General features: G+C 63.2%; 23 protein-coding genes. 11 read left to right on the top strand and 12 right to left on the bottom strand.

All coding sequences use genetic code 11. The features are described 5' to 3' along the window. Positions 1 to 22 precede the first annotated feature (22 nt). The 3 genes from PQT43_RS12715 to PQT43_RS12705 all read left to right on the top strand — a co-directional run bounded on the left by PQT43_RS12715 (position 23) and on the right by PQT43_RS12705 (position 3356). Positions 23 to 931 (top strand): helix-turn-helix domain-containing protein, encoded by a 909-nt coding sequence (locus tag PQT43_RS12715; protein ID WP_272754029.1) that lies wholly within the window; start codon positions 23 to 25, stop codon positions 929 to 931. 147 nt (positions 932 to 1078) lie between these two features. Then, positions 1079 to 2317, top strand: a complete 1239-nt coding sequence (locus PQT43_RS12710; RefSeq protein WP_110651650.1) for an MgtC/SapB family protein — start codon at positions 1079 to 1081, stop codon at positions 2315 to 2317. Between the two features lie 115 nt (positions 2318 to 2432). Then, the gene (locus tag PQT43_RS12705) at positions 2433 to 3356 is read left to right on the top strand and encodes a universal stress protein (protein WP_102879402.1); all 924 of its coding nucleotides are present in this window, start codon (positions 2433 to 2435) and stop codon (positions 3354 to 3356) included. A 44-nt stretch (positions 3357 to 3400) separates the two neighbouring features. Here the strand turns inward: PQT43_RS12705 and PQT43_RS12700 are convergent, their stop codons facing one another. Beyond that, positions 3401 to 3964: a GNAT family N-acetyltransferase gene (locus PQT43_RS12700; protein ID WP_110651654.1), complete on the bottom strand. Its 564-nt coding sequence runs from the start codon at positions 3962 to 3964 to the stop codon at positions 3401 to 3403. A gap of 257 nt (positions 3965 to 4221) precedes the next feature. Here PQT43_RS12700 and PQT43_RS12695 point away from each other — a divergent pair, with 257 nt between their 5' ends. Both PQT43_RS12695 and PQT43_RS12690 read left to right on the top strand, forming a co-directional pair. Then, positions 4222 to 5133: a universal stress protein gene (locus tag PQT43_RS12695; RefSeq protein ID WP_102879400.1), complete on the top strand. Its 912-nt coding sequence runs from the start codon at positions 4222 to 4224 to the stop codon at positions 5131 to 5133. Between the two features lie 45 nt (positions 5134 to 5178). Continuing rightward, a complete protein-coding gene (locus PQT43_RS12690; RefSeq protein ID WP_110595744.1) occupies positions 5179 to 6540 on the top strand; it encodes an MBL fold metallo-hydrolase RNA specificity domain-containing protein in 1362 nt (453 codons plus the stop codon). A 12-nt stretch (positions 6541 to 6552) separates the two neighbouring features. Here the strand turns inward: PQT43_RS12690 and fnr are convergent, their stop codons facing one another. Further along, positions 6553 to 7305: a fumarate/nitrate reduction transcriptional regulator Fnr gene (gene fnr, locus PQT43_RS12685; RefSeq protein WP_102879398.1), complete on the bottom strand. Its 753-nt coding sequence runs from the start codon at positions 7303 to 7305 to the stop codon at positions 6553 to 6555. Positions 7306 to 7522: 217 nt separating this feature from the next. Here fnr and PQT43_RS12680 point away from each other — a divergent pair, with 217 nt between their 5' ends. Beyond that, complete coding sequence (locus PQT43_RS12680) at positions 7523 to 8929, top strand: hypothetical protein (protein WP_272754028.1); 1407 nt, start codon at positions 7523 to 7525, stop codon at positions 8927 to 8929. A 99-nt stretch (positions 8930 to 9028) separates the two neighbouring features. Further along, the gene (locus PQT43_RS12675; RefSeq protein WP_272754027.1) at positions 9029 to 11221 is read left to right on the top strand and encodes a KAP family P-loop NTPase fold protein; all 2193 of its coding nucleotides are present in this window, start codon (positions 9029 to 9031) and stop codon (positions 11219 to 11221) included. A 91-nt stretch (positions 11222 to 11312) separates the two neighbouring features. On the opposite strand, the gene PQT43_RS12670 is transcribed toward PQT43_RS12675, so the two are convergent. The 3 genes from PQT43_RS12670 to PQT43_RS12660 form a co-directional block, all read right to left on the bottom strand. Then, positions 11313 to 12020 (bottom strand): peptidoglycan DD-metalloendopeptidase family protein, encoded by a 708-nt coding sequence (locus tag PQT43_RS12670; protein WP_102879395.1) that lies wholly within the window; start codon positions 12018 to 12020, stop codon positions 11313 to 11315. A gap of 192 nt (positions 12021 to 12212) precedes the next feature. Next, positions 12213 to 12755: a histidine phosphatase family protein gene (locus PQT43_RS12665; RefSeq protein WP_267270042.1), complete on the bottom strand. Its 543-nt coding sequence runs from the start codon at positions 12753 to 12755 to the stop codon at positions 12213 to 12215. A gap of 17 nt (positions 12756 to 12772) precedes the next feature. Next, the gene (locus PQT43_RS12660; protein WP_267270043.1) at positions 12773 to 13843 is read right to left on the bottom strand and encodes an SDR family oxidoreductase; all 1071 of its coding nucleotides are present in this window, start codon (positions 13841 to 13843) and stop codon (positions 12773 to 12775) included. 179 nt (positions 13844 to 14022) lie between these two features. Here PQT43_RS12660 and PQT43_RS12655 point away from each other — a divergent pair, with 179 nt between their 5' ends. After that, positions 14023 to 14904 (top strand): LysR family transcriptional regulator, encoded by an 882-nt coding sequence (locus PQT43_RS12655; RefSeq protein WP_267268161.1) that lies wholly within the window; start codon positions 14023 to 14025, stop codon positions 14902 to 14904. Between the two features lie 19 nt (positions 14905 to 14923). On the opposite strand, the gene PQT43_RS12650 is transcribed toward PQT43_RS12655, so the two are convergent. The 3 genes from PQT43_RS12650 to PQT43_RS12640 form a co-directional block, all read right to left on the bottom strand. Then, positions 14924 to 16927, bottom strand: coding sequence for a peptidase U32 family protein (locus PQT43_RS12650; protein WP_110595649.1), 2004 nt, complete (start codon positions 16925 to 16927; stop codon positions 14924 to 14926). Positions 16928 to 17050: 123 nt separating this feature from the next. Then, positions 17051 to 17431, bottom strand: a complete 381-nt coding sequence (locus PQT43_RS12645) for a RidA family protein (RefSeq protein WP_102865077.1) — start codon at positions 17429 to 17431, stop codon at positions 17051 to 17053. A gap of 208 nt (positions 17432 to 17639) precedes the next feature. After that, on the bottom strand, positions 17640 to 18260 hold the full coding sequence (locus PQT43_RS12640) for a TetR/AcrR family transcriptional regulator (RefSeq protein ID WP_110595654.1): 621 nt from the start codon (positions 18258 to 18260) through the stop codon (positions 17640 to 17642). 138 nt (positions 18261 to 18398) lie between these two features. Here PQT43_RS12640 and PQT43_RS12635 point away from each other — a divergent pair, with 138 nt between their 5' ends. Continuing rightward, a complete protein-coding gene (locus PQT43_RS12635; RefSeq protein ID WP_272754026.1) occupies positions 18399 to 18842 on the top strand; it encodes a nuclear transport factor 2 family protein in 444 nt (147 codons plus the stop codon). 9 nt (positions 18843 to 18851) lie between these two features. Here PQT43_RS12635 and PQT43_RS12630 read toward each other — a convergent pair whose 3' ends face one another. Further along, complete coding sequence (locus tag PQT43_RS12630; protein WP_102879385.1) at positions 18852 to 19112, bottom strand: hypothetical protein; 261 nt, start codon at positions 19110 to 19112, stop codon at positions 18852 to 18854. A 199-nt stretch (positions 19113 to 19311) separates the two neighbouring features. Between PQT43_RS12630 and PQT43_RS12625 the strand changes: the two genes are divergently transcribed. After that, the gene (locus PQT43_RS12625; RefSeq protein ID WP_102879384.1) at positions 19312 to 19653 is read left to right on the top strand and encodes a hypothetical protein; all 342 of its coding nucleotides are present in this window, start codon (positions 19312 to 19314) and stop codon (positions 19651 to 19653) included. Between the two features lie 11 nt (positions 19654 to 19664). Here PQT43_RS12625 and PQT43_RS12620 read toward each other — a convergent pair whose 3' ends face one another. Genes PQT43_RS12620 through PQT43_RS12610 form a run of 3 tightly spaced genes read right to left on the bottom strand, consistent with a single transcriptional unit; the run spans position 19665 to position 22056 of the window. Next, positions 19665 to 19808: a DUF2256 domain-containing protein gene (locus PQT43_RS12620; RefSeq protein ID WP_102879383.1), complete on the bottom strand. Its 144-nt coding sequence runs from the start codon at positions 19806 to 19808 to the stop codon at positions 19665 to 19667. Then, positions 19805 to 21352, bottom strand: coding sequence for a cryptochrome/photolyase family protein (locus PQT43_RS12615; protein ID WP_272754025.1), 1548 nt, complete (start codon positions 21350 to 21352; stop codon positions 19805 to 19807). The genes PQT43_RS12620 and PQT43_RS12615 overlap by 4 nt, the downstream gene beginning before the upstream one ends. Next, positions 21346 to 22056, bottom strand: a complete 711-nt coding sequence (locus PQT43_RS12610) for an SDR family oxidoreductase (RefSeq protein WP_272754023.1) — start codon at positions 22054 to 22056, stop codon at positions 21346 to 21348. Before PQT43_RS12610 ends, PQT43_RS12615 begins: the two co-directional genes overlap by 7 nt. A gap of 177 nt (positions 22057 to 22233) precedes the next feature. Here PQT43_RS12610 and PQT43_RS12605 point away from each other — a divergent pair, with 177 nt between their 5' ends. Then, entirely contained in the window at positions 22234 to 22377 is a 144-nt protein-coding gene (locus PQT43_RS12605; protein ID WP_268561374.1) for a hypothetical protein, read from the top strand. Positions 22378 to 22431 lie beyond the last annotated feature (54 nt).

Genomic DNA, 22431 nt, shown 5'->3' with positions numbered 1-22431 from the left:
AAAGAGTGCGCAAGGTCCCCCGATGACAGCGTCCAATCCGCTTCAGGTCCAAGCCTTCAACACCTTCGATGTCGCCGATCAGATCCGTGCCACCCCGGGTTGGGTCCAGCACTACCAGCAGATGTCCCCCGGGCATTTCAACGGCCTGGTGCGCTACCTCGACCTGCAGGGCGTAGAGATCTACGAGGAATGCATGAACACCCGGGTCGAGCAGAATTTCAGTGCCCCGCAAGGCGCCCTGGCGTTCTGTTTCGATCGCAGCGACAACGCCCTCTACCTGCTCAATGGCGAGAGCCGCAACATCTGGATCACCCCGGAGAACTACCAGGAAGTGGCGGTGGTGTTCGGCCCCGAATTCGTCCAGCGCCAGGGCCTGGGAGTGGAACGCCTGGAGGGCCTGTTCATGGCGCCGCTGACCAACCAGCAGAATGCCCTGTTCTGCCGCTGGCTGAGTTCCACCTTGACCCGTCTGTCCCAGACCCTCGACCCACCCAGCCGCGAAGCCTTGACTCAGCAATTGCTGGACGACTGCCTGTACATCCTCGACAACGCCTGCGTGCGCCTGGACCCGGGCGGCCTGCAACGGCGCAACGAGGAGCGGGGCATCATGCAGCGGGTGGCGCAATGGGCCGCCGACGTGCCCGAAGAAACCCTCAACCTGCTGGAGCTGTCCCAGGTGGCCGGGGTCTCCCTGCGCCAGTTGCAGAGTGCGTTCAAGGCCTTTACTGGCATGGCCCCCAGTCAATGGCTGCGCCTGCGCCGGCTCAACAGCGCACACCGGGAGTTGCTCAGCCGTGGCCCTGGTGAAACCACCGTGGCCGAAGTGGCGATGCACTGGTCGTTCTGGCACCTGGGACGCTTCTCCAGCAGCTATCGAGCGCTGTTCAAGGAGTTGCCCAGCCAGACCCTGAAACGCCATGGCCGCGCCTGACCCATAGCGAAGAAGCCCGCAAACCCTGCATCGCCCTCAACACTGCCTTCGCCGGCAAGCCGGCTGCTGCAAGGCGCTGGGCCGCCGATTCGCGAAAGCGCCGGCAGCGCTCTATTCTCGGTGTGGGCTGTCTTCCTGGGGGGCGCAATGCTTGAAACCATCGACCTGACCAACGCCGCCGCGGCGCTGGGGATCGGCATGCTGGTGGGCCTGGAGCGCGAGCGGCGCAAAGGGCAGGGGCCTCAGCGTGGCAGCGCCGGGTTGCGTACCTTCGCCATCACCGCGCTGTTGGGGTTCATCGGCCAGCGAGTCGGCGGCCCGCTGCTGCTGGCCTCGCTGGCCATTGCGGTGGCCGGGTTGGTGACGGTGGCCTATTGGCGCAACGAGCAAGAGGACCCGGGGGTCACCAGCGAAGTGGCGCTGCTGGCGGTGCTGATCCTCGGGGCCTTATGTGGCACGGCCCCGGAGCTGGCGCTGGCCATCGCCGTTGTCATGACCGCCTTGCTGGCCTATCGACAGACACTCCATCACTTTGTGCGCAGTCAGTTGAGCGACCGGGAAATCGCCGATGGTCTGACCCTGCTGGTGGCGGCGCTGGTGATCCTGCCATTGGCGCCCGACCGGTTCATCGGTCCCTATGGCGCCTTCAACTTGCGCACCATAGGCACCCTGACCGTGCTGTTGATGGCGGTGGGCGCCTTGGGACATGTGGCGGTACGAGCCCTGGGCACCCATTACGGGTATGCCCTGAGCGCCGTAGCGTCGGGGTTCGTGTCCAGCACCTTGACCATCGTCTCCATGGGCCAGCGGGTCGCCAACGCGCCGCAGCAGGTTCGGACCCTCGGCGCGGCGGCGATTCTCTCTAACCTGGCCACAGTGGCGCAGATCGGCCTGATCCTGGCGACGGTCGATAGCGCGCTGCTGCAGGCCATGTGGCTGCCCCTGCTGCTGGGGGGCGCGAGCACGGCGCTGTATGCCGCCTGCCTGATGTTTCCCCGCACCGATCCCGGCAGCGTCGAACCGGTCAGCGACAAGGGCGCGTTCAATCCCAAGCTGGCCTTGATCGTGGCCCTGACCATGAGCGCCATCACCTTCGCGTCTTCCCTCATGCTCAACTACTTCGGGCAGTTGGGGGTGATGTTGACCGCGGTGATTAGCGGTTTTGCCGATGCCCATGCGTCCACGGCGTCCATTGCTTCGCTGGTCAAGTCCGGGCAATTGCCCGGCGCGGCCATCGGCAGCGTGGTGATGCTGGCCGTCAGCAGCAACGCACTCAGCAAGTGCGTGCTGGCAGCCATCAGTGGCGGGCGGCGCTTTGCCCTCTACGTCGTTCCAGGGCAGGTGCTGTTGACCCTGGCGATGTGGGGCGGCGTCTGGCTGCAGTAACCAGGCCCTGGAAAAAAACGCGACGCCTGACAAAGATCAACTCGCCTCTGGCCAGAGCGCTCAGTCTTGAGTGCCCCTTGCGGTTTTTTTTCAAGCGCTTGAGCCGAGGTGAACCATGTCGCAAACACCACGTTTACTCTTGATCGCGCCCCAGCAGATGCAGCGCACCGCGGCTTTCGAGCGCACTGCGCAACTGGCCAAGGCCTTGCAACTGCCGGTGCACATGGTCGCCCTGGATCATCTTCAGGCGCTGACGCTGGCAGGGCTGTTCGACAGCGGCCAGGCCGAGCAATTGCAGGTGGCCTATCTGCAACAGCACCGGCAATGGCTGGAACAACAGGCGCAACCGATGCGCGAGCAGGGCCTGCAGGTGACGTGCGAGGCGCTGTGGGTCACCCAGCCGTATCAGGCGATCCAGCAGTTCGCCAATGAAATGCCCCTGGCCCTGATCATCAAGGATGCCCATGCCGAGTCGGCGATGCGGCGGATCTTCTATACCCCGCTGGACTGGCAACTCTTGCGCGACTGCACCTTGCCGGTGCATCTGGTGACCGAAGCCCGCCACCCGCGGCCGCGGCGGGTGCTGGCGATCATCGACGTGCTGCGCAGCGAAGTGCAGGACTTGCAGTTCAACGATCAGATCGTCGACGCGGCGGTAAAACTGGCCGAGCAGTGCGACGCCGAGCTGGACCTGCTGCATGTGTATGACTGGGTGGCGGTCTATGCCAAGGACACCGGCGCCGGCGCGCTGTCCTTGGCCAGTGGTTTGTATGAAGCCCTGGGCGCGGCGCAACACGAGGTTTATCGCGCGCTGGCGGAGCGCCACGGTGTGCCCCCGGAACGCAGTCACTTCATTGAAGGCATGCCGCTGCAGCAAATCTGCCGCTTCGCCGAGGAGCATCAGAGCGATGTGATTGTCATGGGCACCACCCAGCACCGTGGTGTGCACAAGCGCCTGGGCAGCACTGCCGAGCACCTGCTGTTGCAGGCACCCTGCAGTATCTGGGCGGTCAAGCCACCGCGCGAACCCCAGCAGTGACAGGGGCCGGCCACGCCCGCCATGGGGCGGCGTGGCAGCTCGGGTCAGAGGAACAGGCGGTGCAGCACCTGATGGGCATCGTCGGGATCGGTACGGGTGGTGAAACCCAAGGCAGCGGCCAGCTCACGCATCGGCTGGTTGTTGGCGCTGTCCACTGAATACATCTGCTGAAAACCATGCTGGCGGGCTGCGCGGATCAGGTGGGTCATCAGCAATGAGCCCAGGCCCAGGTGCTGCCATTCATCGGCGACAGTGACCGCGCATTCGCATTGATCGCCGGTGGCGGCGGCATAACGACTGACGCCGATTTCAATCAGTTTGCCGTTTTCATGCACCAGGGCTATGTATGCCAGGCGCTGCTTGCCATCGACGTCCATCAACTGGTTAAGCATGGCGGTGTCGGGCTCCTTGATCTGGGCCAGAAAACGCATGTGCCGGGAATCGGCGGACAGCCGCTTGATGAAATCGTATTCGCGCTGCCGATCCTGCTCTGTCAGGGGCCTGATCAGCACGTGGCGGCCATCATCAAGGGCTTCGATCCAGTGCTGACCGGTCACGCAGCCATAGGCTGCGGCGGCCTGGTCATTGTGTTCTTTGATGCTGAACATGGGGGCGATCCTCTAGGGATGATCAAGCGTGGCCCGCGACCCCAGGCCGCGTGGTTCCTATCCTTTACGCCTGTTGCAGGGGGCAGGATCTGATCTGGATCAGACGCGGCTCAGGGGGGCGGGTTTTCACTGCCGACGCGGTGTTAACCCGCCGCTTTGTGATTTTTATCAAGCCGGCGGCGTAGGTGGCGAGCATCATCGAGGCATCGGCTGGGGGCGCCCTGGCCGTTGTTCAGTGCGCCGTCCGGGAGGTGCCCATGTCCACACTGCAACGCGTGCTATTGATTGCACCTACGGCCCTGTCCCGCAGCCCGGCATTTGATCGCGCAAGCGCGTTGGCCCGGGCCTTGGGCGCCAGTTTGCACATCGTCGCCTTTGACTTCGTCGAGGTGCTGGAGGTGGCGGGGCTGTTCGATCATCAAGCCATGGCCCAGGCCCGGGAAGGCTACCTGCAGGTGCATCGGCATTGGCTGGAACAACAGGCCCGCTTCGAGCGGGCCCACGGTTTGCAGGTGAGCACCGAGGTGCTGTGGGCCAAGGCTCGCCTGCAGGAGATTCTCGACTATGTGAGCGACTACCACCCGGACCTGGTGGTCAAGGACGCCCAGCCGGTGCCAAGCCTCAGGCGCATCTTCTACCAGCCTCTGGACTGGTTGCTGCTGCGCGAGCTGCGCCAGCCGTTGCACCTGGTAACGGACTGCCGGCACCCCTTGCCGTTGAAGGTACTGGCCGCCCTGGACCTGTCCCATCTGGAATACCTGACCCAGGGCCTGAACCAACGCATTCTCGAGATGTGCGCGACCCTGGCCAAACACTGCGGTGCCCGGGTGCACTTGCTGAATGTGGTGGATTGGGCCACTGAGAACGCCACCGGCCTGCCGATCTACAGTCCTGACACCAACATCAGCTTGCGCGATGCGGTGAATGATGCGCAGCAGGAAGCCTTCGAGACCCTGGCCGAGCGCTACGCCATTGCCCCTGAGCACTGTTATCGCCTGGAGGGTGTGCCGCATCAGGTCATCGCACGCTTCGCCGCCGACAACGATTTCGACCTGATGGTCCTCGGGCGTGTGCATCGCCGAGGCTTGCAACGCTTCATCGGTTCCAGCGCCGAGCAACTGCTGTATCACACACCTTGCAGCCTGATGCTGGTGGAGCCTCAGGAGTGAGATCGGGCTTGAGCCGTGGCCCTGCCCGGCAGCCAGGAGATGACGATGCGCATTAGCTTTCTCGGTGCCGCCGGCACTGTCACCGGCAGCAAATACCTGTTGCAGCACGAGGGCCGGCATGTGCTGGTGGACTGCGGGCTGTTCCAGGGCTACAAGCAACTGCGCCAGCACAACTGGGAGGCCTTTGGCCTGCCACTGCGTGAACTGGATGCCATTGTCCTGACCCATGCTCACCTTGATCACAGCGGTTACCTGCCGGTGCTGGTGCGCAACGGCTATCGCGGGCCGGTGTATGCCACGGCGGCTACCTGCGAGTTGGCGAAGATTCTGCTGCGCGACAGCGGTCGCCTGCAGGAAGAGGAGGCGGCCTATGCCAATCGTCATGGCTATTCCAAGCACTCCCCGGCATTGCCGCTGTATACCGAGCGCGATGCCGAACAGGCCCTGAAACTTCTGCACCCGGTGCAACTGCAGCACCGAGTGGAAGTGGTGCCGGGGATGCACATTCAATTGCGCGGTGCCGGGCATATTCTTGGCGCCGCCACGGTCCAGGTGGATGCCGCAGGCATGACACTGGTGTTCTCCGGCGACCTGGGACGCATGCAGGACCCGGTGATGTTCGCCCCGCAAAGCATCGAACAGGCCGACTACCTGCTGGTGGAGTCGACCTATGGCGATCGCCTGCATTCCCGGGACGACCCCGAGCAGCAACTGGCTGACGTCATCAACCGCACCGCCCAGCGTGGCGGCATCACCCTGGTGCCGTCCTTTGCCGTGGGCCGCGCGCAGTTACTGATGTATCACCTGTATCGCTTGCGCCAGCGCCAGGCGATTCCCGACCTGCCCATCTACCTCAACAGCCCGATGGCCACCGACGCCACCCATCTGTACCAGCGCTTTCGCAGTGACCACCGGCTGTCCCGGGAAGAGTGCGAAGGCATGTGCCATGTCGCGCACATCGTGCGCAGCACCCAGGAATCCATGGCCCTGGACTCGCTCAAGACCCCGGCGGTGATCATCGCCGCCAGCGGCATGGCCACCGGCGGTCGGGTGCTGTACCACCTCAAGGTACTGGCGCCCGACCCGGCCAACAGCCTGTTGATTCCCGGGTTCCAGGCCGGCGGCACCCGTGGTGCGCAGATCATCGCTGGCGCCGAGTCGGTACGTATCCATGGCCGGGAAGTGCCGATCCGCGCCGAGGTCACGGCCATGCAGAGCCTCTCGGCCCATGCCGATGCCGACGAGATCATGCAATGGCTGCGAGGCTTCAAGCGCCCGCCGAAACACACCTACGTGGTCCACGGCGAGGCCAACGCCGCCGACACCTTGCGCCGGCGCATCAGCCTGGAACTGGGCTGGTCGGTGTCGGTGCCGGAATACCGGGACAGCGTGGAGTTGCAGCCTTGAGGGGCCGGGGGACTATTCCCTGGCGGCGTTATGACAACCCGCCACCCGCTGTTTCAGGCCTTCCAGATCGAGGATCTGGACCTGCTTGCCATCGATGATCACTAAGCCCTGATCCCGCAGATGGGCGATGCACCGGCAAATGGTTTCCAGGCGCAGGCCCAGGTAGGAGCCGATCTCCTCGCGGCGCATGCGCAGGACAAAGGCCCGTGACGAATAGCCCCGCAGGCTCAGGCGTTGCGACAGATTGAGCAGAAAGGCTGCCAGACGCTCGTCGGCGTTCATGTTGCCCATCTGCAGCAACATGCTGTGATCACGCACGATCTCCCGGCTGAGGATCTTGTTCAGGTTGTGCTGCAGCGAAGGCAGGGCCTGGGACAGCTGTTCCAGCTGGGCAAAGGGAATCGGGCACACCTCGCCATCTTCCAGGGCAAAGGCGCTGCAGGCGTGCAGGTTGCTGCTGATGGCATCCAGCCCGAGGATCTCCCCGGCCATCTGGAACCCGGTGACCTGTTCACGACCGTCCACCGACAGCACGCTGGTCTTGAAGAACCCCAGGCGCACCGCGTACAGCGAGTGCAAGGGATCGCCGGCGCGATACAGCGTGTGGCCTTTCTTCACCCTGACCCGTTGCAGGATCAAGGTGTCCAGGCGTTCGACCTCCTGGTGGCTGAGGCCCAGGGGCAAACACAATTCCAGAACGCTGCAACTTGAGCAGGCGGCTTTGAGGTACTGCACCTGGATAGGGCGTGTCTCGAATGGCGACATGGGGGGCTCGCTGCAGTTGAGTCGGCTCAGGCCAGAGGAGGAGGGCGAGCCTGGTGATTGAATGTAGACCGATGCGGCCCGGGGAGCACGGTTAAACGGTTTTAACATTCGCCGGTGGCGCCTGATGCTGATCCGGAGCGAGCAAGAGAAGGGGGATGGCAATACGCCATAAAGCATTTAAAGTGAGCGCCCCCTCTCCCATGTTCAAGGATTGACGATGCGCAGGACTGGATTCTGGACCCGTTGCCAAACGACTTTGCTGACAAGCTGCCTGCTTAGCCTGCCATTGGCGGTACTAAGCCTTGAGACTCAGGCAGCGGAGCCTGATTTCATCACCCTGGTGATCGAGAACGAAGGGGACTATCCCATCACGTTTGAGCCGCCGTTCCACGTCGATTCTTCGGATTTCGAGCGCAAATACCCGGTAAGCGTGCCCAAATACGCCACCGCCAAGGGCCTTGAGTCCGGTCCCGTGGTGATCGGCGCGCGCCAGCAGGGCATGCTGGTGATGGCCTTGAGCAAACCGATGTTCAACATCTTCGATATCTTCCACAAGGATTGGGGTTTCAACCTCAAGTTCTGCCAGGAACGCGGGGCCTGCGACGAAGCCCGGCTCAGCGGGACCATCAGCTCCACCACCAGCTTCAACTGGAACCAGTCGAAAAACTTCAGCCAAGCCCAAGTCAGCAACATGACCAACGACGAGCTGGAGGCCTATGCCAAGACCAAGGCCATGATCTCGGGCATTCTGAGCACCCTGGGCAGCGTTCTCGGCCTGCCGATCGGTGCGGGTGGCATGATCGGTGGCCTGCCGGATGCGCAGAACTTCAAGGTGACCCTGAAGCAGCAATGCAATGCACGCTTCTCGATGAACCTGGAGCCTTCGCTGGCACAGAACGGCGATTTTCTCGTCGACTTGCGGGTCAACCGCGTGCTGCCCAGCGACATGACCAACTTCAACGGTTTTGTCATCGACGACAGCGCTGTGGTCGGCAAGGGGTTGCGCCTGGTGGAAAACAACTGCCGCGATGGCCGGCAAGCCCAGTGCCTGATCAGATTCAACGGCGGCACCGATATCAAGAACCTCAACACCACCGAGTTCTCCGTCACCGATCGCGCCGGTTGCATCGCCGGCGACAAGCTGGCCTATTCCCAGGGCGCGTTCATGCTCAGCAACAAGGTCGGCTTCCCTGTGCGCTACACCCTGTTCATCAAGGACCGCATGGTCGACAACGGCGAAGTCTGGCCCGACCAAAACAAGGACCTGCGCCAGTTGGTGGGCCAGGTCATGGCCACCGTCGGCGACCAGGAATGCCCGCAGGCCCAGGACCCCTGGATGGGTGGGCGGCGCATGGGTGTCTGCCCGTTGCGCCTGGAAGTCCAGGGTGACGGTGGCCCGGGGCTCAAGGGCAGTCTGCGTTGCAGCCTGTCCATGCGCCAGGGCACCGTGGGCGACCCCAATGCCGACTACATGAACCTCTACAGCCTGACCGGTTGCACCCCGGCCATGCCGGCGTCCATCAGTCCGGTGGCCGGTTTCTACCAGATGGACGTCAAGCGTCTGGTGCCCCTCAGTGGCATGCACAAAATGATTTCCATCGAGCTGATCAAGCCGCAGCAGTAAGGACGTAAGCAGATGTCAGCCACACAGGCTTTTACCGCCCCGGGCGGGCACGACGCGGCGCTGACCCGACGCGAGGACGACCTTCTGGACCGCTGGCCGGTGGCCAAGCTGGTCTACCGCATGATCACCGCGACGCCCTTGGGCTGGTCGGCGCGGATCGGCCTCTATGGTCAGTGGGGCAGCGGCAAGACCAGCGTGCTGAATTTTCTGCAGCAGATTGCTGAGAAGAACGACGATATTGTCATCCGGCTTCCCGCGTGGCGCACCACCGGGGAGCAGGAGTTCATCGTTCAGTTCTATCTGGCGCTGGCGGATACACTGCAACGTTCAGGTGTTGGCGAACCCTTCAAGCACTGGACCAAGCGCCAGTCGAAAAAGATCGCCGAGATCCTGGGAAAAGCCGCCAATAAAACCGCTGACCTCAAACTGCCCGAGTCGGCCAGCTACAGCGAAATCGTAACCTTGGCCGCCGGCGCGGCAGGGTTGGTCTTCGAGAAACTGAGCGAAATACTGCAACTGGAAAAAAGCGACCTGGATGCCCTGCGCAAGCAACTGGGCGATAGACGCATCATTGTCTTTGTCGACGACCTCGACCGTGCCGATCCCCGGATGCTACCAGCGACCCTGTTGACGCTGCGGGAACTTCTGGACTGGCCGGGATTTGTCTTTGTCCTGGCCTTCGACAAGGACGTGGTGGGCAAGGCACTTTGCTCCTATTCCGAAGCCTTCGGCGAGTCGGCCCAGCACTTTCTGGACAAGATCATCGATGTACCGGTGACCCTGCCCGAGCCAAGCCCGAAGCAGGTGCAGCGAATGGTCGCCAGGAATCTGAAATACTGCTGCCCATTCCTGCCGGACACGGCCATCGCGCAGACCGCCGAGTGGTTTCCCACCAATCCGCGCCAGGCCAAACGCATCTGCCGCAGCTTGTCGGTGTTTGGCGCGGCGGCTGATCGACATGCCGAGGGCCAACTGGACTGGCGCGGAATCATCCTGCAGACCATCTTGCGTGAGACCGAACCCAAGGTGGCCCAGGTGGTTGAAGAGCACTTGTTGGGTTTCCACTCGGCCTTCAGAGCCAACATGTTCGGCAATGCCAATACCAAGGAACAGGAGCAGCACAAGCAAGTAGCGCTCAACGCCGCACAATCTCCCAAGGATGAGATTAAGAACAAGCGCCTGCTGAAGTTGATCGAAGAGCTGGGCCATGCCAGAAGCAAACTGTCTCTGGCAAACATTCACTATGAGATGAGTCTGGCGGTCCGCGAAGTGGAGTTCACCATTCCCGAGTTTTCCCGGTTGGTGAAATCCTGGGGTGAATTCCAGAACGTCCAGACCCTCAACGACTTTATTCGTGATGCGGCCAGTCGTAGCGATGAAGGAGAGGTTGCCGTGGCCAGCGCGATGCTCAACATGGCGAATTTCCAGTATGGCGAGCAGTTGGGCAGAACCGCCTCGTTCTACTCACGGGAAGCCTTTGAGCGAGCGTTGAGCCGTGCCGGTGAGCTGCTGGGGTTGATCGAGTTCTGTTACACGGCCGATCTTCAGGGCGCCATATTCAAGGCTCGCAGCGAATATGACGTGTGTATCGGCTTTATCAGGAGCTTTTATGGGAGCGTCTCAAAGGACGGCAGCCAACCGGAAAGAGCGCTCCGTGAACGCGAGCTGCGATTGGCGGCGATCATTGCCGCTCAGTGCGATGATCCACAGCGCCTGTATCTGGATGCAGAGCCTATACAGGGCACGCTGCGTGTTCCTGCCTGGGAAGTTGCCCGAGCATATGAGCACTATGTGGATGCGTTGCGGACGGTGCTCGCGCCGCCTCTGATACACAGTGCCATCCAAGTGTTCGCCTTGCCCAATGGCGTAGCGAATGCACTGGGCCAGGATGATGCGCGACTGAAGTGGGTACTGACTGAAGAGCGCTCACCCCTGTATACCCAGGCCAGCAAAGACTTGGGATGCGCAGCCTTGAAGGAACTGATCGGCAGCACCCAGGAGCTGGGCGCCAGGGAAATATTGGCGAAGAACGCCTTGTCCTACCTTGGTGCGTTTACTGATCGATGGGAGTCTTCCTCTACCTGTGCAGAGCAGGCCACGCGCTACCTGGAATATATCCAGCTGGCTTGGCAAGCCCTCTGCCAGTTGGAGCCGACCATCCAGACCCGGGTATATCTGAAGAAGTTGAAGTCGCAGCTTGAAAAGCAGGTGGCAAGCCCGGGGTTGCTTGACACTCCCGACTGGTGGAGTGGCAAGCCCGATGACATCGAGCACGAACTGCGAGGCATTTGACTCCGCGCAGCCTCCGCTCAATAGCGCGAGAGGCCATCGCCCCGGGTTTCGTTGACGTGCCTTGGCCCTGGGCGCAGGGGTCTTGTTGCACTCACCCCGGCGGCAACAACCGCAATGGGTCCACGGGTACGCCATTGGCGCGGATCTCGAAGTACAACTGGGCGCGGTCGGTGTCCTGGGACCCGGCCTCGGCAATCTTCTGGCCCTTGATCACCATCTGGCCTTCCTTGACCACCAAGCGGCTGTTGTAGGCGTAGGTGCTGGTGTAGGAGGGGCCGTGCTGGAGGATCATCAGGTTGCCGTAACCGCGCATGTAGCCGGCGAACGCCACTTTGCCGCCCAGGGTGGCGTGGATGGGCTGGCCCTGAGTGGTGGCGATGCGGATGCCCTGGTTGAGCTTGCCGGTGGGGGAGAAACGGCCGATCAGCACCCCGCGCAGCGGCCAGCTCCAGCCTTGCAGGGTGACCTTGGGCATCGGCGGGGCGGGCGGTGCGGCCTTGACCTTGCTCTTGCTGGCGGTGCTGCGCGACTTGCTGCTGACCACGCGGGTGGTCCTGGTCGCGCCGCCAACCCGCAGCACCTGGCCGACTTCCACGGTGTAGGGCGCCTTGAGGCCGTTGAGCCGCGCCACTTCCTTCCAGTTGGTGCCATTGCGGCTGGCGATCGAATACAGCGTGTCGCCACGCTTGACCCGGTATTCACCGGCCTTGAGCGGCCCAGTGCCGCCAGGGCTGGAGGAATTGGAGCTGCAGGCCGATACCGCCAGCAGTAGTGCAATCAATAGAAGTCTTACCAACACACGGCAACCATTAAGTCCTGATAAAGCCCTGCAGCCCGAGCTGCCCGCGACGCGCCAGGCAAGCCGGCAACTATACCTGTTTGCGGCTTGAGAGGCGCGTTATAGACCGCAACATACAGCGTTAAATTCAATGATTGTGTTGCTGGTTGAGCGCTGGGCCATCAAGCGTCAGGACTTATGACGCCGCAACGATCAGGCAGCGCTACGCCGATACACCGTCGCACTCCAATAGCGGCTGCCGGAGCGTTCTTGGCGACGCCAACCGGCGCCAGCCAGCTGTTTGCCAATCAGCCGATTCATCCAGCCATGGCCGAGCAACAGCACGGGGCCCTGCTGGGTCAGGGACTGAAGTTGCAGGGCGGCGGCTGCCGCCCGACTCCGGGCCGCAGTGGCGGTTTCGACGTGCCTGGAGTAACCGCAGCACCACAGGATTCGCAGAATGGCCGCCCAGGTAATAGGTGACAGGCGTGGTTGTCGCCAAGGTCCATAAGGCAGTTGCGCCTCGCAGAACAGTGGGTCCACCAAGGTCGGTTGCAGCCCCAGGGCCTGCACCGATGCCAGTGCTCGAGGAGCGCTGCTGGAGACAATCACGGCGGCGCTGGCGGCCAGTTGCAGACTGGATGGTGGGGCCGGGTGCGCAGTGATTGCCGAGCGATCGTAGTCCTGGATCCAGCCCTGCATGTCGAGTGCTGAAATCCTGTCGTTCGCTATGCCTTCGGGTTGACCGTGACGCATGAGGATGATGGTGCTGTTCAAGGTCTGGTTACGTCCTGCTTGGTGCGGTTCGAGGAATGGGCGGCCGGCGCCTGTCTGGGAAGCCAGCCATGGTCCTGATACCAGGCCAGGGTATCGCTGATGGTGCGTTCCAGGGACCGGAAGCTCAGGTCCAGTTCCTGTTCGCTCTTGCTCGGGTCGAAACGGCTGCGACCGGATTCCTGAAGCATTAGACGCACCGTGGCCAGGCTCAGCAACACCGGCTTGCCGGTCAAGCGGGCATAGATTTCCTGCACTGCCGCCAAGGTATAGAGCAAAGGGACTGGCAACGGGCGCACTGGGGTCCTGACGCCAGCGACACGCCCCAGCAGCGGTACCAGTTCGGCCATGGTCATGTGCCGGCCCGCCGCCAGGTAGCGTTCGCCCCGGCGTCCCTGGCGCGCGGCGGCAATCTGCGCCAGTGCCACATCACGGGCGTCGACCACCGAGAAACTGCCTGGAACCAGGCCGGGCAGGCGGCCAAGCACCACGTCGTTGAGCAGTTGTCCGGAGGACGTCGGCCCGATGTCTCCGGGGCCCCACATCCAGCCGGGCAGAACCATGCAGGCATGCATCTGCGGATGGCTCTCAAGGAACGCCAGCACTGCTTGATCGGCGAGGATCTTGCTGCGGTAGTAGTCATCCGCATCGGCGGGGTCACGCAGGCACGTCTCGTCGATCAGTTGGCCGGGCTCGCCCTTGAGCACGGCAATCGACGAGGTGTGGATGAAGCGGCGGATACCGGCGCTGTAGGCCCGTTCCAGTAAGCGCTGGGTGCCCAGGACGTTGATCCTCTGCAGTTGTTGCCAGTGACTGCCACCCTTGTAGTTGTCGCGAAAGAACGCCGCGGTGTGAAACAGCGTGTCGCAGCCATGCAGTGCAGCGGCGAACCAGTCGACATCGGCCATGTCGCCCACCACCAGTTCCAACCCTGGCAGCGAACCGAACTGCTGTTCACCCTTGGCTCTTGAACGTACCAGGGCCTTGACCTGGCAGCCTCGGGCCAGCAGTTGCCGGACCAGATTGTTGCCCAGCAGGCCAGTGGCCCCGGTGACAAAGGTGTAATGCATTTCAGGGCGATAGCCGGCATCGGCGTTCGCTTGGGTGCGGTGTTCGGGGGCAGTGCTCATACGGTCCGTTCCATGGGTTTGGAGGGCGCTAGATATACCTTGGCCAGCACCACGGAAAAACAGCGAGTCCTGCATAATGGCTTTGCGAATTTGCAAAGCGACCAGCAGGGAGTAGGGCTTTGGAAGCGAATTGGGATGATCTGCGCCTGTTGCTGGCGGTCTGGCGGCGCGGCAGTTTTCTGCAGGCCGGCCAATTGCTGGGGGTGGCGGCCTCGACGGTGTCCCGTCGCTTGAGCCAATTGGAAACGGCCCTGGGCGAGCCACTGCTGCAAAGAGGTGTCGAGGGCTGTTGGCTGACGCCGCGGGGACAATCACTGGTGGAAGTCGCCCTGGCCGCAGAGGAAGGACTGAGGCGCCAGAGCACTGTGGGCCTCACGCAGTCGCAGAGCGAACTGCGCGGCAGCATCCTGGTCAGTACAGGCGAGGGCTTTGCCCCTTGGGTGCTGGAGGCAGCCCATCGGGTGACGTCGGTTCATCCAGGCTGCTCGGTGGAGCTGCAGGTGAGCGCCGAGTTTCACAAGCTGGCCCGCGGCGTGGCGGACATCGCGGTGCGCACTGCGCATCAGGGTGAGCCTTCGCTGATCTATCGCGCATTGGGCAAGCTTGAGTATGGCGTGTTCGCCAGTGCTGACTTGTTGCGCAGGTGCCCGGACATCACCCCGGCGACGGCCGCCACCATCGGCTTGCTTCCACCCCTGGACAACCTGCCGCAGATGCGCGCGGCCAAGGCCGCAGGCCTTGAGGGCCGGCAGATCAGGGTGAGTTCGTTCACGACTCAGGTCGAGGCGGTACGGCGCGGGATGGGGATTGCGGTCATGCCGCGGATTCTGGGGCGCGATCTGGTGGAGCTGTTTGCGTCGATGACGTTTCCAGCGATGGAGATCTATCTGGTGACCCGGCCTCAAGCCTTGAAGCAGGCGCATATCAAACACTGCTTCGAGGTTCTGGAGCAGGTTTTGAGTGAGGCACTGGCGCCTGGACAACCCGGCGCAATCCCTTAGGACTGCGCCGGTGCGTCACTCAGTGCGGCGCGCGGGGAATGGTCTTGAGCAGGTCTTCGGGGCTGATGTGGCCGACGACGGCTTCGGCGGCGGCGCTGCCCGGCAGCGGCAGGTCGAGGATGTGGCCCTTGATCTTGCCCACGACGTGCATTTCGCAGGGCTTGCAATCGAACTTCAAGGTCAGCACTTCGTCACCGTGCACCAGTTGCATCGGTGCCACCTTGGTGCGCACGCCGGTTACGCCCTTGGCCTGCTTGGGGCACAGGTTGAAGGAGAAACGCAGGCAGTGCTTGGTGATCATCACCGGCACGTCGCCGTGTTCCTCGTGGGCCTCGAAGGCAGCATCGATCAGTTGCACGCCGTGGCGGTGGTAGAAGTCGCGGGCCTTCTGGTTGTAGACGTTGGCCAGGAACGACAGGTGCGACTCCGGGTACACCGGCGGCGGGTTGCTTTCGGCCTTGCGCGTGCCCCGTGGATGAGCCGCGACGCGGGCCGTGTCCAGCGCTTCGATGACTTCCCGGCGCAGGGCCTTGAGCTGGGAATTGGGGATGAAGTACGCCTGGGGCGCATCCAGCTTGATGTCCGTGGCGTGGTAGAGGGTGGTGCCCAGTTGCCCCAGCAGGTCCTGCAGCTGCCCGAGGGCCTGCTCCGGCTTGTTGGCCACGCCGAACGGACCGTCCAGGGTGACGCTGGCGCTGATGCCTTCTTCGCTGGTGGCGGTCAGTTGCAGGCGTTCTTCCCGCAGGGTGGCCAGCCAGGACAGGCCAATGCGCCGCTCGGCGGAGGTGCGGGTCAGGGCCTGCTGCCAGTTGTGGTCGAGGTTGCGGCTCAGCGGATGGTTGGGCCGCAGGCGTTGCAGGGCTTCGGGCATCTCGTTGGGCTCGACCCGATAGCGGTAGCGTTTCTCGCCGTCTTCTTCGAATTCGCCGCGGGCTTCGGCGATGTTGGCGCGAAAACCCACCACCTCACGCTTGACCAGCAGGTTGAGGCCGTCGCCGTTGGACAGCGGCTCGAAGGTCACCACTTGCAGGTCGCGCTTGCCGACTTTTTCCACGGTGCCCACTGGCAGGCCGGTGAAGGTCGGCGAGTCGAAGGCGCCGATGTCGATCTTGCGCTCGCTGACGAAGTAGTCGGTGCTGCCACGGTGAAAGGTCTTGTCCGGATCGGGGACGAAGAAGTGCGCGGTGCGGCCGCTGGAGGCGCGGGCCAGGTCCGGACGGTCTTCGAGGACGTCGTCCAGGCGCTGACGGTAGTAGGCCGTGATGTTCTTCACATAGGCCATGTCCTTGTAGCGCCCCTCGATCTTGAACGAGCGTACGCCGGCTTCCACCAGGGCGCGGATGTTGGCGCTCTGGTTGTTGTCCTTCATCGACAGCAGGTGCTTCTCGTAGGCGATCACGCCGCCGTGCTCGTCTTTCAGGGTGTAGGGCAGGCGGCAGGCCTGGGAACAGTCGCCGCGGTTGGCGCTGCGGCCGGTCTGGGCGTGGGAGATATTGCACTGGCCGGAAAAGGCCACGCACAAGGCGCCGTGAATGAAAAACTCGATGGCCGCGTCGGTTTCGGCGGCGATGGCGCTGATTTCCTTGAGGTTCAGTTCACGGGCCAGCACCAACTGGGAGAAACCGGCCTGGTCGAGGAACCTGGCCCGCTCCAGGGTGCGGATATCGGTCTGGGTGCTGGCATGCAGCTCGATGGGCGGAATATCCAGCTCCATCACCCCAAGGTCCTGGACGATCAACGCATCGACACCCGCGTCGTACAACTGATGGATCAGCTTGCGCGCCGGCTCCAGTTCGTTGTCGTGGAGGATGGTGTTGAGGGTGGTGAACACCCGGGCGTGATAGCGGCGGGCGAACTCCACCAACTGGGCGATCTCGCCCACCTCGTTGCTGGCGTTGTGACGGGCGCCGAAGCTCGGGCCACCGATGTACACCGCATCGGCGCCATGCAGGATGGCTTCGCGGGCGATGGCCACATCGCGGGCAGGGCTGAGCAGTTCCAGGTGATGTTTGGGCAAGGACATGTTTTTTTAGTCAGGCTTATCAGGGTCAAGGCGCGCATTGTAGCGGCGAAACGCGTGCCCGGCACCCGTATGCTGCCCGGTGGCGGCCACGCATTGCGCGCAGCCGCGAATAAACCCGCGGCGTCAGGCCTTGGCGGCCATCGCGGTGACTTCCACACGCATGCCTTCCACCGCTAGGGCGGCCACGCCAACGGCGGCGCGCACCGGCCAGGGCTTGGCGAAGAAACGCTGGTAGACCTCGTTGAACGCGGCGCGGTCGGCCATGTCGGTGAGGTAGATGGTCAGGTGCATGACCCGATCCATGGAACTGCCGGCCCGCTCCAGGGCCACTTTCAGCGCCTGCAGGGTGCATTCGCTCTGCAGGGTGATGTCCCCCAGTTCCAGGCTACCGTCGGCGCGGGTCGGGATCTGAGTGGAAACCAGGATGCCGTTGAACGCGGCGACGTCGGAGGAGATGGAGTCCGCGTCCGGGTCGGGGGTGAAGATGAGGTCTGGGTTGGCCATGGGTGTCTCTTGTTCGAGGGAAAACGGTTCGCAAGGATGAGTGGGTGCCGATTGAAGTTCAAGTTATGAGGGTCTTTTTCCGGTCCTCATCCCATGCGTCGTCCAGGTCACGCTTGCAGGCTCAGGAGCCTGTTCACATCGCGGACCCGTTGCGCGTCGGCTGCGGGAGCGCTTTTGAGCATGACGCTGAGCTTGTCGTCAGCGAACTTCATTCCCGGCTACCGGCCTGGAACAGTTGCAGGAAGCCTTGCAGGGTGTTGTCGACGAAGCGCTGGTCCGAGGTGCCGGCGGGAAAGTGCAGGACGCCATGGATCACCAGCGACGCCAGGCCGTGGGTATAGGACCAGCCGGCGAGGGCGGCCCGACGGACCTCGGGGTGTTCGATGTCCAGTTCGAGGATCTCGGCAATGATCCGTCGCAGCTCGCCAAAGGCTTGGTTGCGGGCATTGAGTAAGAGGGGCGGCATCTCGCCAGTGGCGAACTCGGGGCCGAACATCAGTTGGTACAGCGCCGGGTTGGCGCGGGCAAAACTGAAGTAGGCCAGGCAGGCATCGCGCAATTTTTGCAGGCCACTCTGGGTACTGTCCCGGGGCAACACCTGGGCCAATTCGTGAAAGCCTTGAGCGGCCAAGTGGCCGATGAGCTCCGCGCGATTGGCGTAATGGTGATAGGCCGCCGTGGCACTGACCCCGACCCGTTCGGACACCGCGCGCAGCGACAGCTTGGTCGGGCCGACTTCCTCAAGCATGTCCCGGGCCGCATCGAGCAGTTGCGGTGCCAGATTGCCCACGTGGTAGGAATCCCGTGAGCGCGAGGAGTGCTTGGTCATGTTTGGAAGGCCCCGAATGACTTCGACTGAAAGGCAAAAAAAACGCCGAAATCTTATCATGAGCCATAATCTTGACGGCGCTAAGATTGGCTCGTAGCCTGGGCGCCACAACAACAAGACCGCTTAAGGAAGCCCCCTATGTCAGAACTGAAACTGCAACCCCAGGCCGCCGTATCCTTGCAACGCTGGCACGCCATGGTCGCCGGGCAAGACCTGCAAGACTTGCCCGGACTGCTGGACCCCAAGGTGGTGTTTCGTTCGCCCATGGCCCATACCGCCTACCCGGGAGCTCAGGTCGTGGCGACCATCCTTGGCACGGTGCTCAATGTCTTCGAGGATTTTGCCTATCACCGCGAGCTGGCCACCGCCGATGGCCTGAACGTGGTGCTGGAGTTCAGCGCCCGGGTCGGCGACAAACAGGTCAAGGGCATCGACATGATCCGCTTTGACGAGGGCGGCAAGATTGTCGAATTCGAGGTCATGGTGCGGCCCATGAGTGGGTTGCAGGCCCTGGGAGAGGAAATGGGCAAGCGTTTGTCCGCCTACCTCGCCGCCAGCAAGGGGGCGCCGTCGGCACCCTGAGAAGCCGGGTTATTCGAGGGTTTCACCGGCGGCCGGGCTCAGCCAGGTCGCCACCACCCGCCGATCCAGCTCTTCCCAGTCCGCCATTCCCAGCACCCGAGTGGTGTTCAGGCCGCGCAAATAGCCGCGCAGTTGGTAGGCAACCGCCTGCAATGCCTGCGGTTCTGCGCTGTTGTCACGTAATACGCTTTCATACTCGATCAGGTAGTCGGCCACCCGCTCGCGAAATTCGGGCAGGACGGCATCGCGGATAAGGTCAAAAGTTCGCACGCAAGAATCCCTTTTAGTTGTAGTTGGACTGCCGGGCAGTCTGCCCGCAGGGCAACTATTGGTTCAAGTGATAGTGACAATCAAAAAACAGCTATTTTGTCGGACGCGTCAACCGTGGAAAATCGCCGCCCTCGATAGCGCCCGCAGGGTTCAACCCGTGGCGCCCTGTACCCGCGTTCTTGATTCCAGGATGTGTCCGATGCGCCTTTTACCCCTGTTTGCCATGACTTCTGCCGCTGTTGTGCTGGCCGGCTGCGCCTCTGCGCCGAACAACCCGAGCCTGGTCATGCAGACCCGCAAAACCCCCGCCCAATACGCCGATTGCGTGATGCCCAAGCTGCAGAGCAGCGACCAGACCGCTACCGTTTCGCAATCACAGCGCGGCTACCGGATCGTGGTCACCAGCAAGGTCGCGGCGGACAACGTGCTGGAAGCCTACAAGGCGCCCAACGGCGGCAAGGTATTCCTCTATGAGCGGCATTTGCTGGCCTCCAGCTTTGCCCCGTCCCATTTCGAAAAGACCGCACAAGACTGCCTGTAACCCGCCGGGGCTCATGGCTTCCTGGCGCGGGCGCTGCGGCGACAGCGTTCGGAACACCAGCGCACCTCATCCCAGCAACGCGCCCAGCGCTTGCGCCAGGTGAAGGGCCGGCCGCAGGCGGCGCAGTCCTTGCGCGGCAGGTCGGATTTCTTCACAGGGGCTCTCCGGCGTCCAGGCGCGCCAGCAACTCCTCGCCCCGTTGCCAGATGGCTTCCCGGCGCGGGGCGTCCATGCGCTGCAGGTTGCGATAGGTCAGCGCCAGGCGCGGATTGGCGCCCAGTTGCTCCTGGTGGCGGATCAGGAAATGCCAGTACAGGGCGTTGAACGGGCAGGCATCGCTGCCGGTGGCCTGGTCCACCCGGTAACGGCAGCCGCCGCAGTAGTCGGACATCCGCTGGATATAACGACCGCTGGCGCAATAGGGCTTGGAGCCCAGGTAGCCACCGTCGGCGTGCATCACCATGCCCAGGGTATTGGGCAGTTCGACCCAGTCGAAGGCATCCAGGTAGACCGCCAGGTACCAGTCGCAGATGGCCTTGGGGGCGATGCCGGCCAGCAGGGCAAAATTGCCGGTGACCATCAGCCGCTGGATATGGTGGGCGTAACCCAGTTCCAGGGTCTGGCCAATGGCCTGGGACATGCAGCGCATGTCGGTGGCGCCGCTCCAGTAGAACTCCGGCAGGGCCCGGGTATTGCCCAGGCCGTTGAGCTCGGCGTATTCCGGCATGCGCAGCCAGTAGATGCCGCGTACATACTCACGCCAGCCGATCAGTTGGCGGATGAAACCCTCCGCGGCATTCAGCGCCACCCGGTTCTCGCGGTAGGCACGCTCGACATCGGCGCAGAGTTGGCGCACATCCAGCAGGCCGATGTTCAGCGCGGCGCTGATCCGCGCATGAAACAGAAAGGGCTCGCCCTCGGCCATGGCGTCCTGGTAATCGCCGAACGCGGCCAGGGAAAAGTCGAGGAAGTGCTGCCACAGCTCCTGCGCCTGCTCGTGGGTCACCGGATAGTCGAAGCGCGCCAGGTCACCGTAGTGATCGCTGAAGCGCTGGCCTACCAGTTGGAGTACCTCGCGGGTAATGGCGTCGTGGCCGAAGCGCGCCGCAAAGGGCCCGCGCAAGCCCCGGGGCAGGGCCTTGCGGTTGTCGGCATCGAGGTTCCAGGTGCCACCGCAGGGGCGGCCATCGGGCTCCAGCAGCAGGCCGCTTTGCCTGCGCATCTCGCGGTAGAAATACTCCATGCGCAACGACGTCCGTCCGGCCGCCCAATCGCGGAACGCTTCGCGCGAACACAGGAACCGCCGATCCACATGAACAGTCAGGGGCAGGCCGGCATCGCGCAGGGCCTGTTCCAGCCGCCATTCTCCGCACTCGGTGACATGCAATTGAGCCGCACCGAGGGCCGTCTGCCAGCGCCGCAACTCGCCATGAAGGCTGCCGCTGTTGTCAGGGTCGTCCAGCTTGACGTAGATCACCCGCCAGCCTTGCTCGCGCAGGCGCTCGGCAAAGTGGCGCATGGCGCTGAAGATCAGCAGGATTTTCTGTGGATGATGCCGGACATACCGCGCTTCGCTGTCGACTTCGGCCATCAGCAGTGTGTCGTGGACCGGGTCCAGGACCTTGAGCAACTCCAGGTCGAACGACAACTGGTCGCCCAGCACCAGCCCCAGTCGGCCGCCAGCGCCGGCGGCTACCACGGCAGACGCTCGCCGTCGTAGGCAAAGAACTGGCCGCTGTCGGCTGCACTCAGGCGGTCGATCAGCGTCAGCAGCTCCCAGGCCGCCACGCTGGCCGGACGCGCCGCTGCGGAGCCGCGAAACGGTTGCGACAGCGGCGACACCACGGTGCCGGGATGCAGGCTGAGCAGGCGGGCCCCGGGCCGGGTTCGCGCCAGTTCGATGGCCGCGGTTTTAACCAGCATGTTCAGCGCGGCCTTGGAGGCGCGATAGGCGTACCAGCCGCCCAGGCGGTTGTCGCTGATGCTGCCGACCTTGGCCGACAGCAGCGCCATCGCGCCCTGGGGCGCCAGCAAGGGCAGGAAGTGCCGCAGGACCAGGGCCGGGCCCACGGCATTGACCTGGAACACTGCCTTGAGCGCCTGGTCTTCAAGGGCGGTGTAGGTTTTTTCCGGTTTGATGTCGGCGCGATGCAGCAGCCCGGCGGCATGCACAATCAGCTGGTAGGGCGCCTCATCCGCCAATTCGGCGGCGGCCCGGGCAATGCTGTCGGGCTGTTCAAGGTCGAGCGCGGGAAGCGTGCCGCGGGACAGGGCGCGCACCCCGGCGCAGCGCGGGTCCTCTTCGAGCCACTGGCAAAAGGCCGAGCCCAGCGCGCCGCTGGCGCCAATCACCAGAGCACGATAGCCCGCACCCAGGGACTGCATGTTCAAGGTAGTGCTCATTGTGTTTTACCCACCGATTGACGTGGCAGCGAGCCTGACTCCCTGCTCGCACTGTCAAAATCCATGAGTAATAGTTGTACATAAAATTTAATTTTGTACAGGATTTTTGCAGCGATTGCGGCTAAAAAGTCTTCAGGGTGAAGCCGCTGCCGGCTTCGGCAATGGAAGGAGAGGGCAATGTGGGGTTTTTGCTTGATGCTTGGCCTGGTATTGGTCGTGGCGCTGTTCCTTTGCCTGCGCCGTCGCTGGTCGAGGGTGCGGCGACCGGTGCGCAAGGCCAGTGCCTGTCTGGGCGGCGAAGAGCAGCACCCGCTGGATTAGGTTGTACGTGTGCGATTGTGCTGTACAGCTTTGCTCTATGGCTGTGCTGATCAT

Origin of the sequence: Pseudomonas sp. BLCC-B112 (assembly GCF_028550695.1) — a bacterium.
GTDB lineage: Bacteria > Pseudomonadota > Gammaproteobacteria > Pseudomonadales > Pseudomonadaceae > Aquipseudomonas > Aquipseudomonas danubii.
The sequence above is the reverse complement of the archived record's forward strand: the minus strand, read 5'-3'. Positions and strand labels throughout refer to the sequence as shown.

Excerpts from the sequence above, each read along its gene's own strand:
- PQT43_RS12715 (WP_272754029.1), top strand. The coding sequence starts at position 23 with ATGACAGCGTCCAATCCGCTTCAGGTCCAAGCCTTCAACACCTTCGAT.
- PQT43_RS12710 (WP_110651650.1), top strand. The coding sequence starts at position 1,079 with ATGCTTGAAACCATCGACCTGACCAACGCCGCCGCGGCGCTGGGGATC.
- PQT43_RS12705 (WP_102879402.1), top strand. The coding sequence starts at position 2,433 with ATGTCGCAAACACCACGTTTACTCTTGATCGCGCCCCAGCAGATGCAG.
- PQT43_RS12700 (WP_110651654.1), bottom strand. The coding sequence starts at position 3,964 with ATGTTCAGCATCAAAGAACACAATGACCAGGCCGCCGCAGCCTATGGC.
- PQT43_RS12695 (WP_102879400.1), top strand. The coding sequence starts at position 4,222 with ATGTCCACACTGCAACGCGTGCTATTGATTGCACCTACGGCCCTGTCC.
- PQT43_RS12690 (WP_110595744.1), top strand. The coding sequence starts at position 5,179 with ATGCGCATTAGCTTTCTCGGTGCCGCCGGCACTGTCACCGGCAGCAAA.
- fnr (WP_102879398.1), bottom strand. The coding sequence starts at position 7,305 with ATGTCGCCATTCGAGACACGCCCTATCCAGGTGCAGTACCTCAAAGCC.
- PQT43_RS12680 (WP_272754028.1), top strand. The coding sequence starts at position 7,523 with ATGCGCAGGACTGGATTCTGGACCCGTTGCCAAACGACTTTGCTGACA.
- PQT43_RS12665 (WP_267270042.1), bottom strand. The coding sequence starts at position 12,755 with ATGCGTCACGGTCAACCCGAAGGCATAGCGAACGACAGGATTTCAGCA.
- PQT43_RS12660 (WP_267270043.1), bottom strand. The coding sequence starts at position 13,843 with ATGCATTACACCTTTGTCACCGGGGCCACTGGCCTGCTGGGCAACAAT.
- PQT43_RS12650 (WP_110595649.1), bottom strand. The coding sequence starts at position 16,927 with ATGTCCTTGCCCAAACATCACCTGGAACTGCTCAGCCCTGCCCGCGAT.
- PQT43_RS12645 (WP_102865077.1), bottom strand. The coding sequence starts at position 17,431 with ATGGCCAACCCAGACCTCATCTTCACCCCCGACCCGGACGCGGACTCC.
- PQT43_RS12640 (WP_110595654.1), bottom strand. The coding sequence starts at position 18,260 with ATGACCAAGCACTCCTCGCGCTCACGGGATTCCTACCACGTGGGCAAT.
- PQT43_RS12635 (WP_272754026.1), top strand. The coding sequence starts at position 18,399 with ATGTCAGAACTGAAACTGCAACCCCAGGCCGCCGTATCCTTGCAACGC.
- PQT43_RS12625 (WP_102879384.1), top strand. The coding sequence starts at position 19,312 with ATGCGCCTTTTACCCCTGTTTGCCATGACTTCTGCCGCTGTTGTGCTG.
- PQT43_RS12610 (WP_272754023.1), bottom strand. The coding sequence starts at position 22,056 with ATGAGCACTACCTTGAACATGCAGTCCCTGGGTGCGGGCTATCGTGCT.
- PQT43_RS12605 (WP_268561374.1), top strand. The coding sequence starts at position 22,234 with ATGTGGGGTTTTTGCTTGATGCTTGGCCTGGTATTGGTCGTGGCGCTG.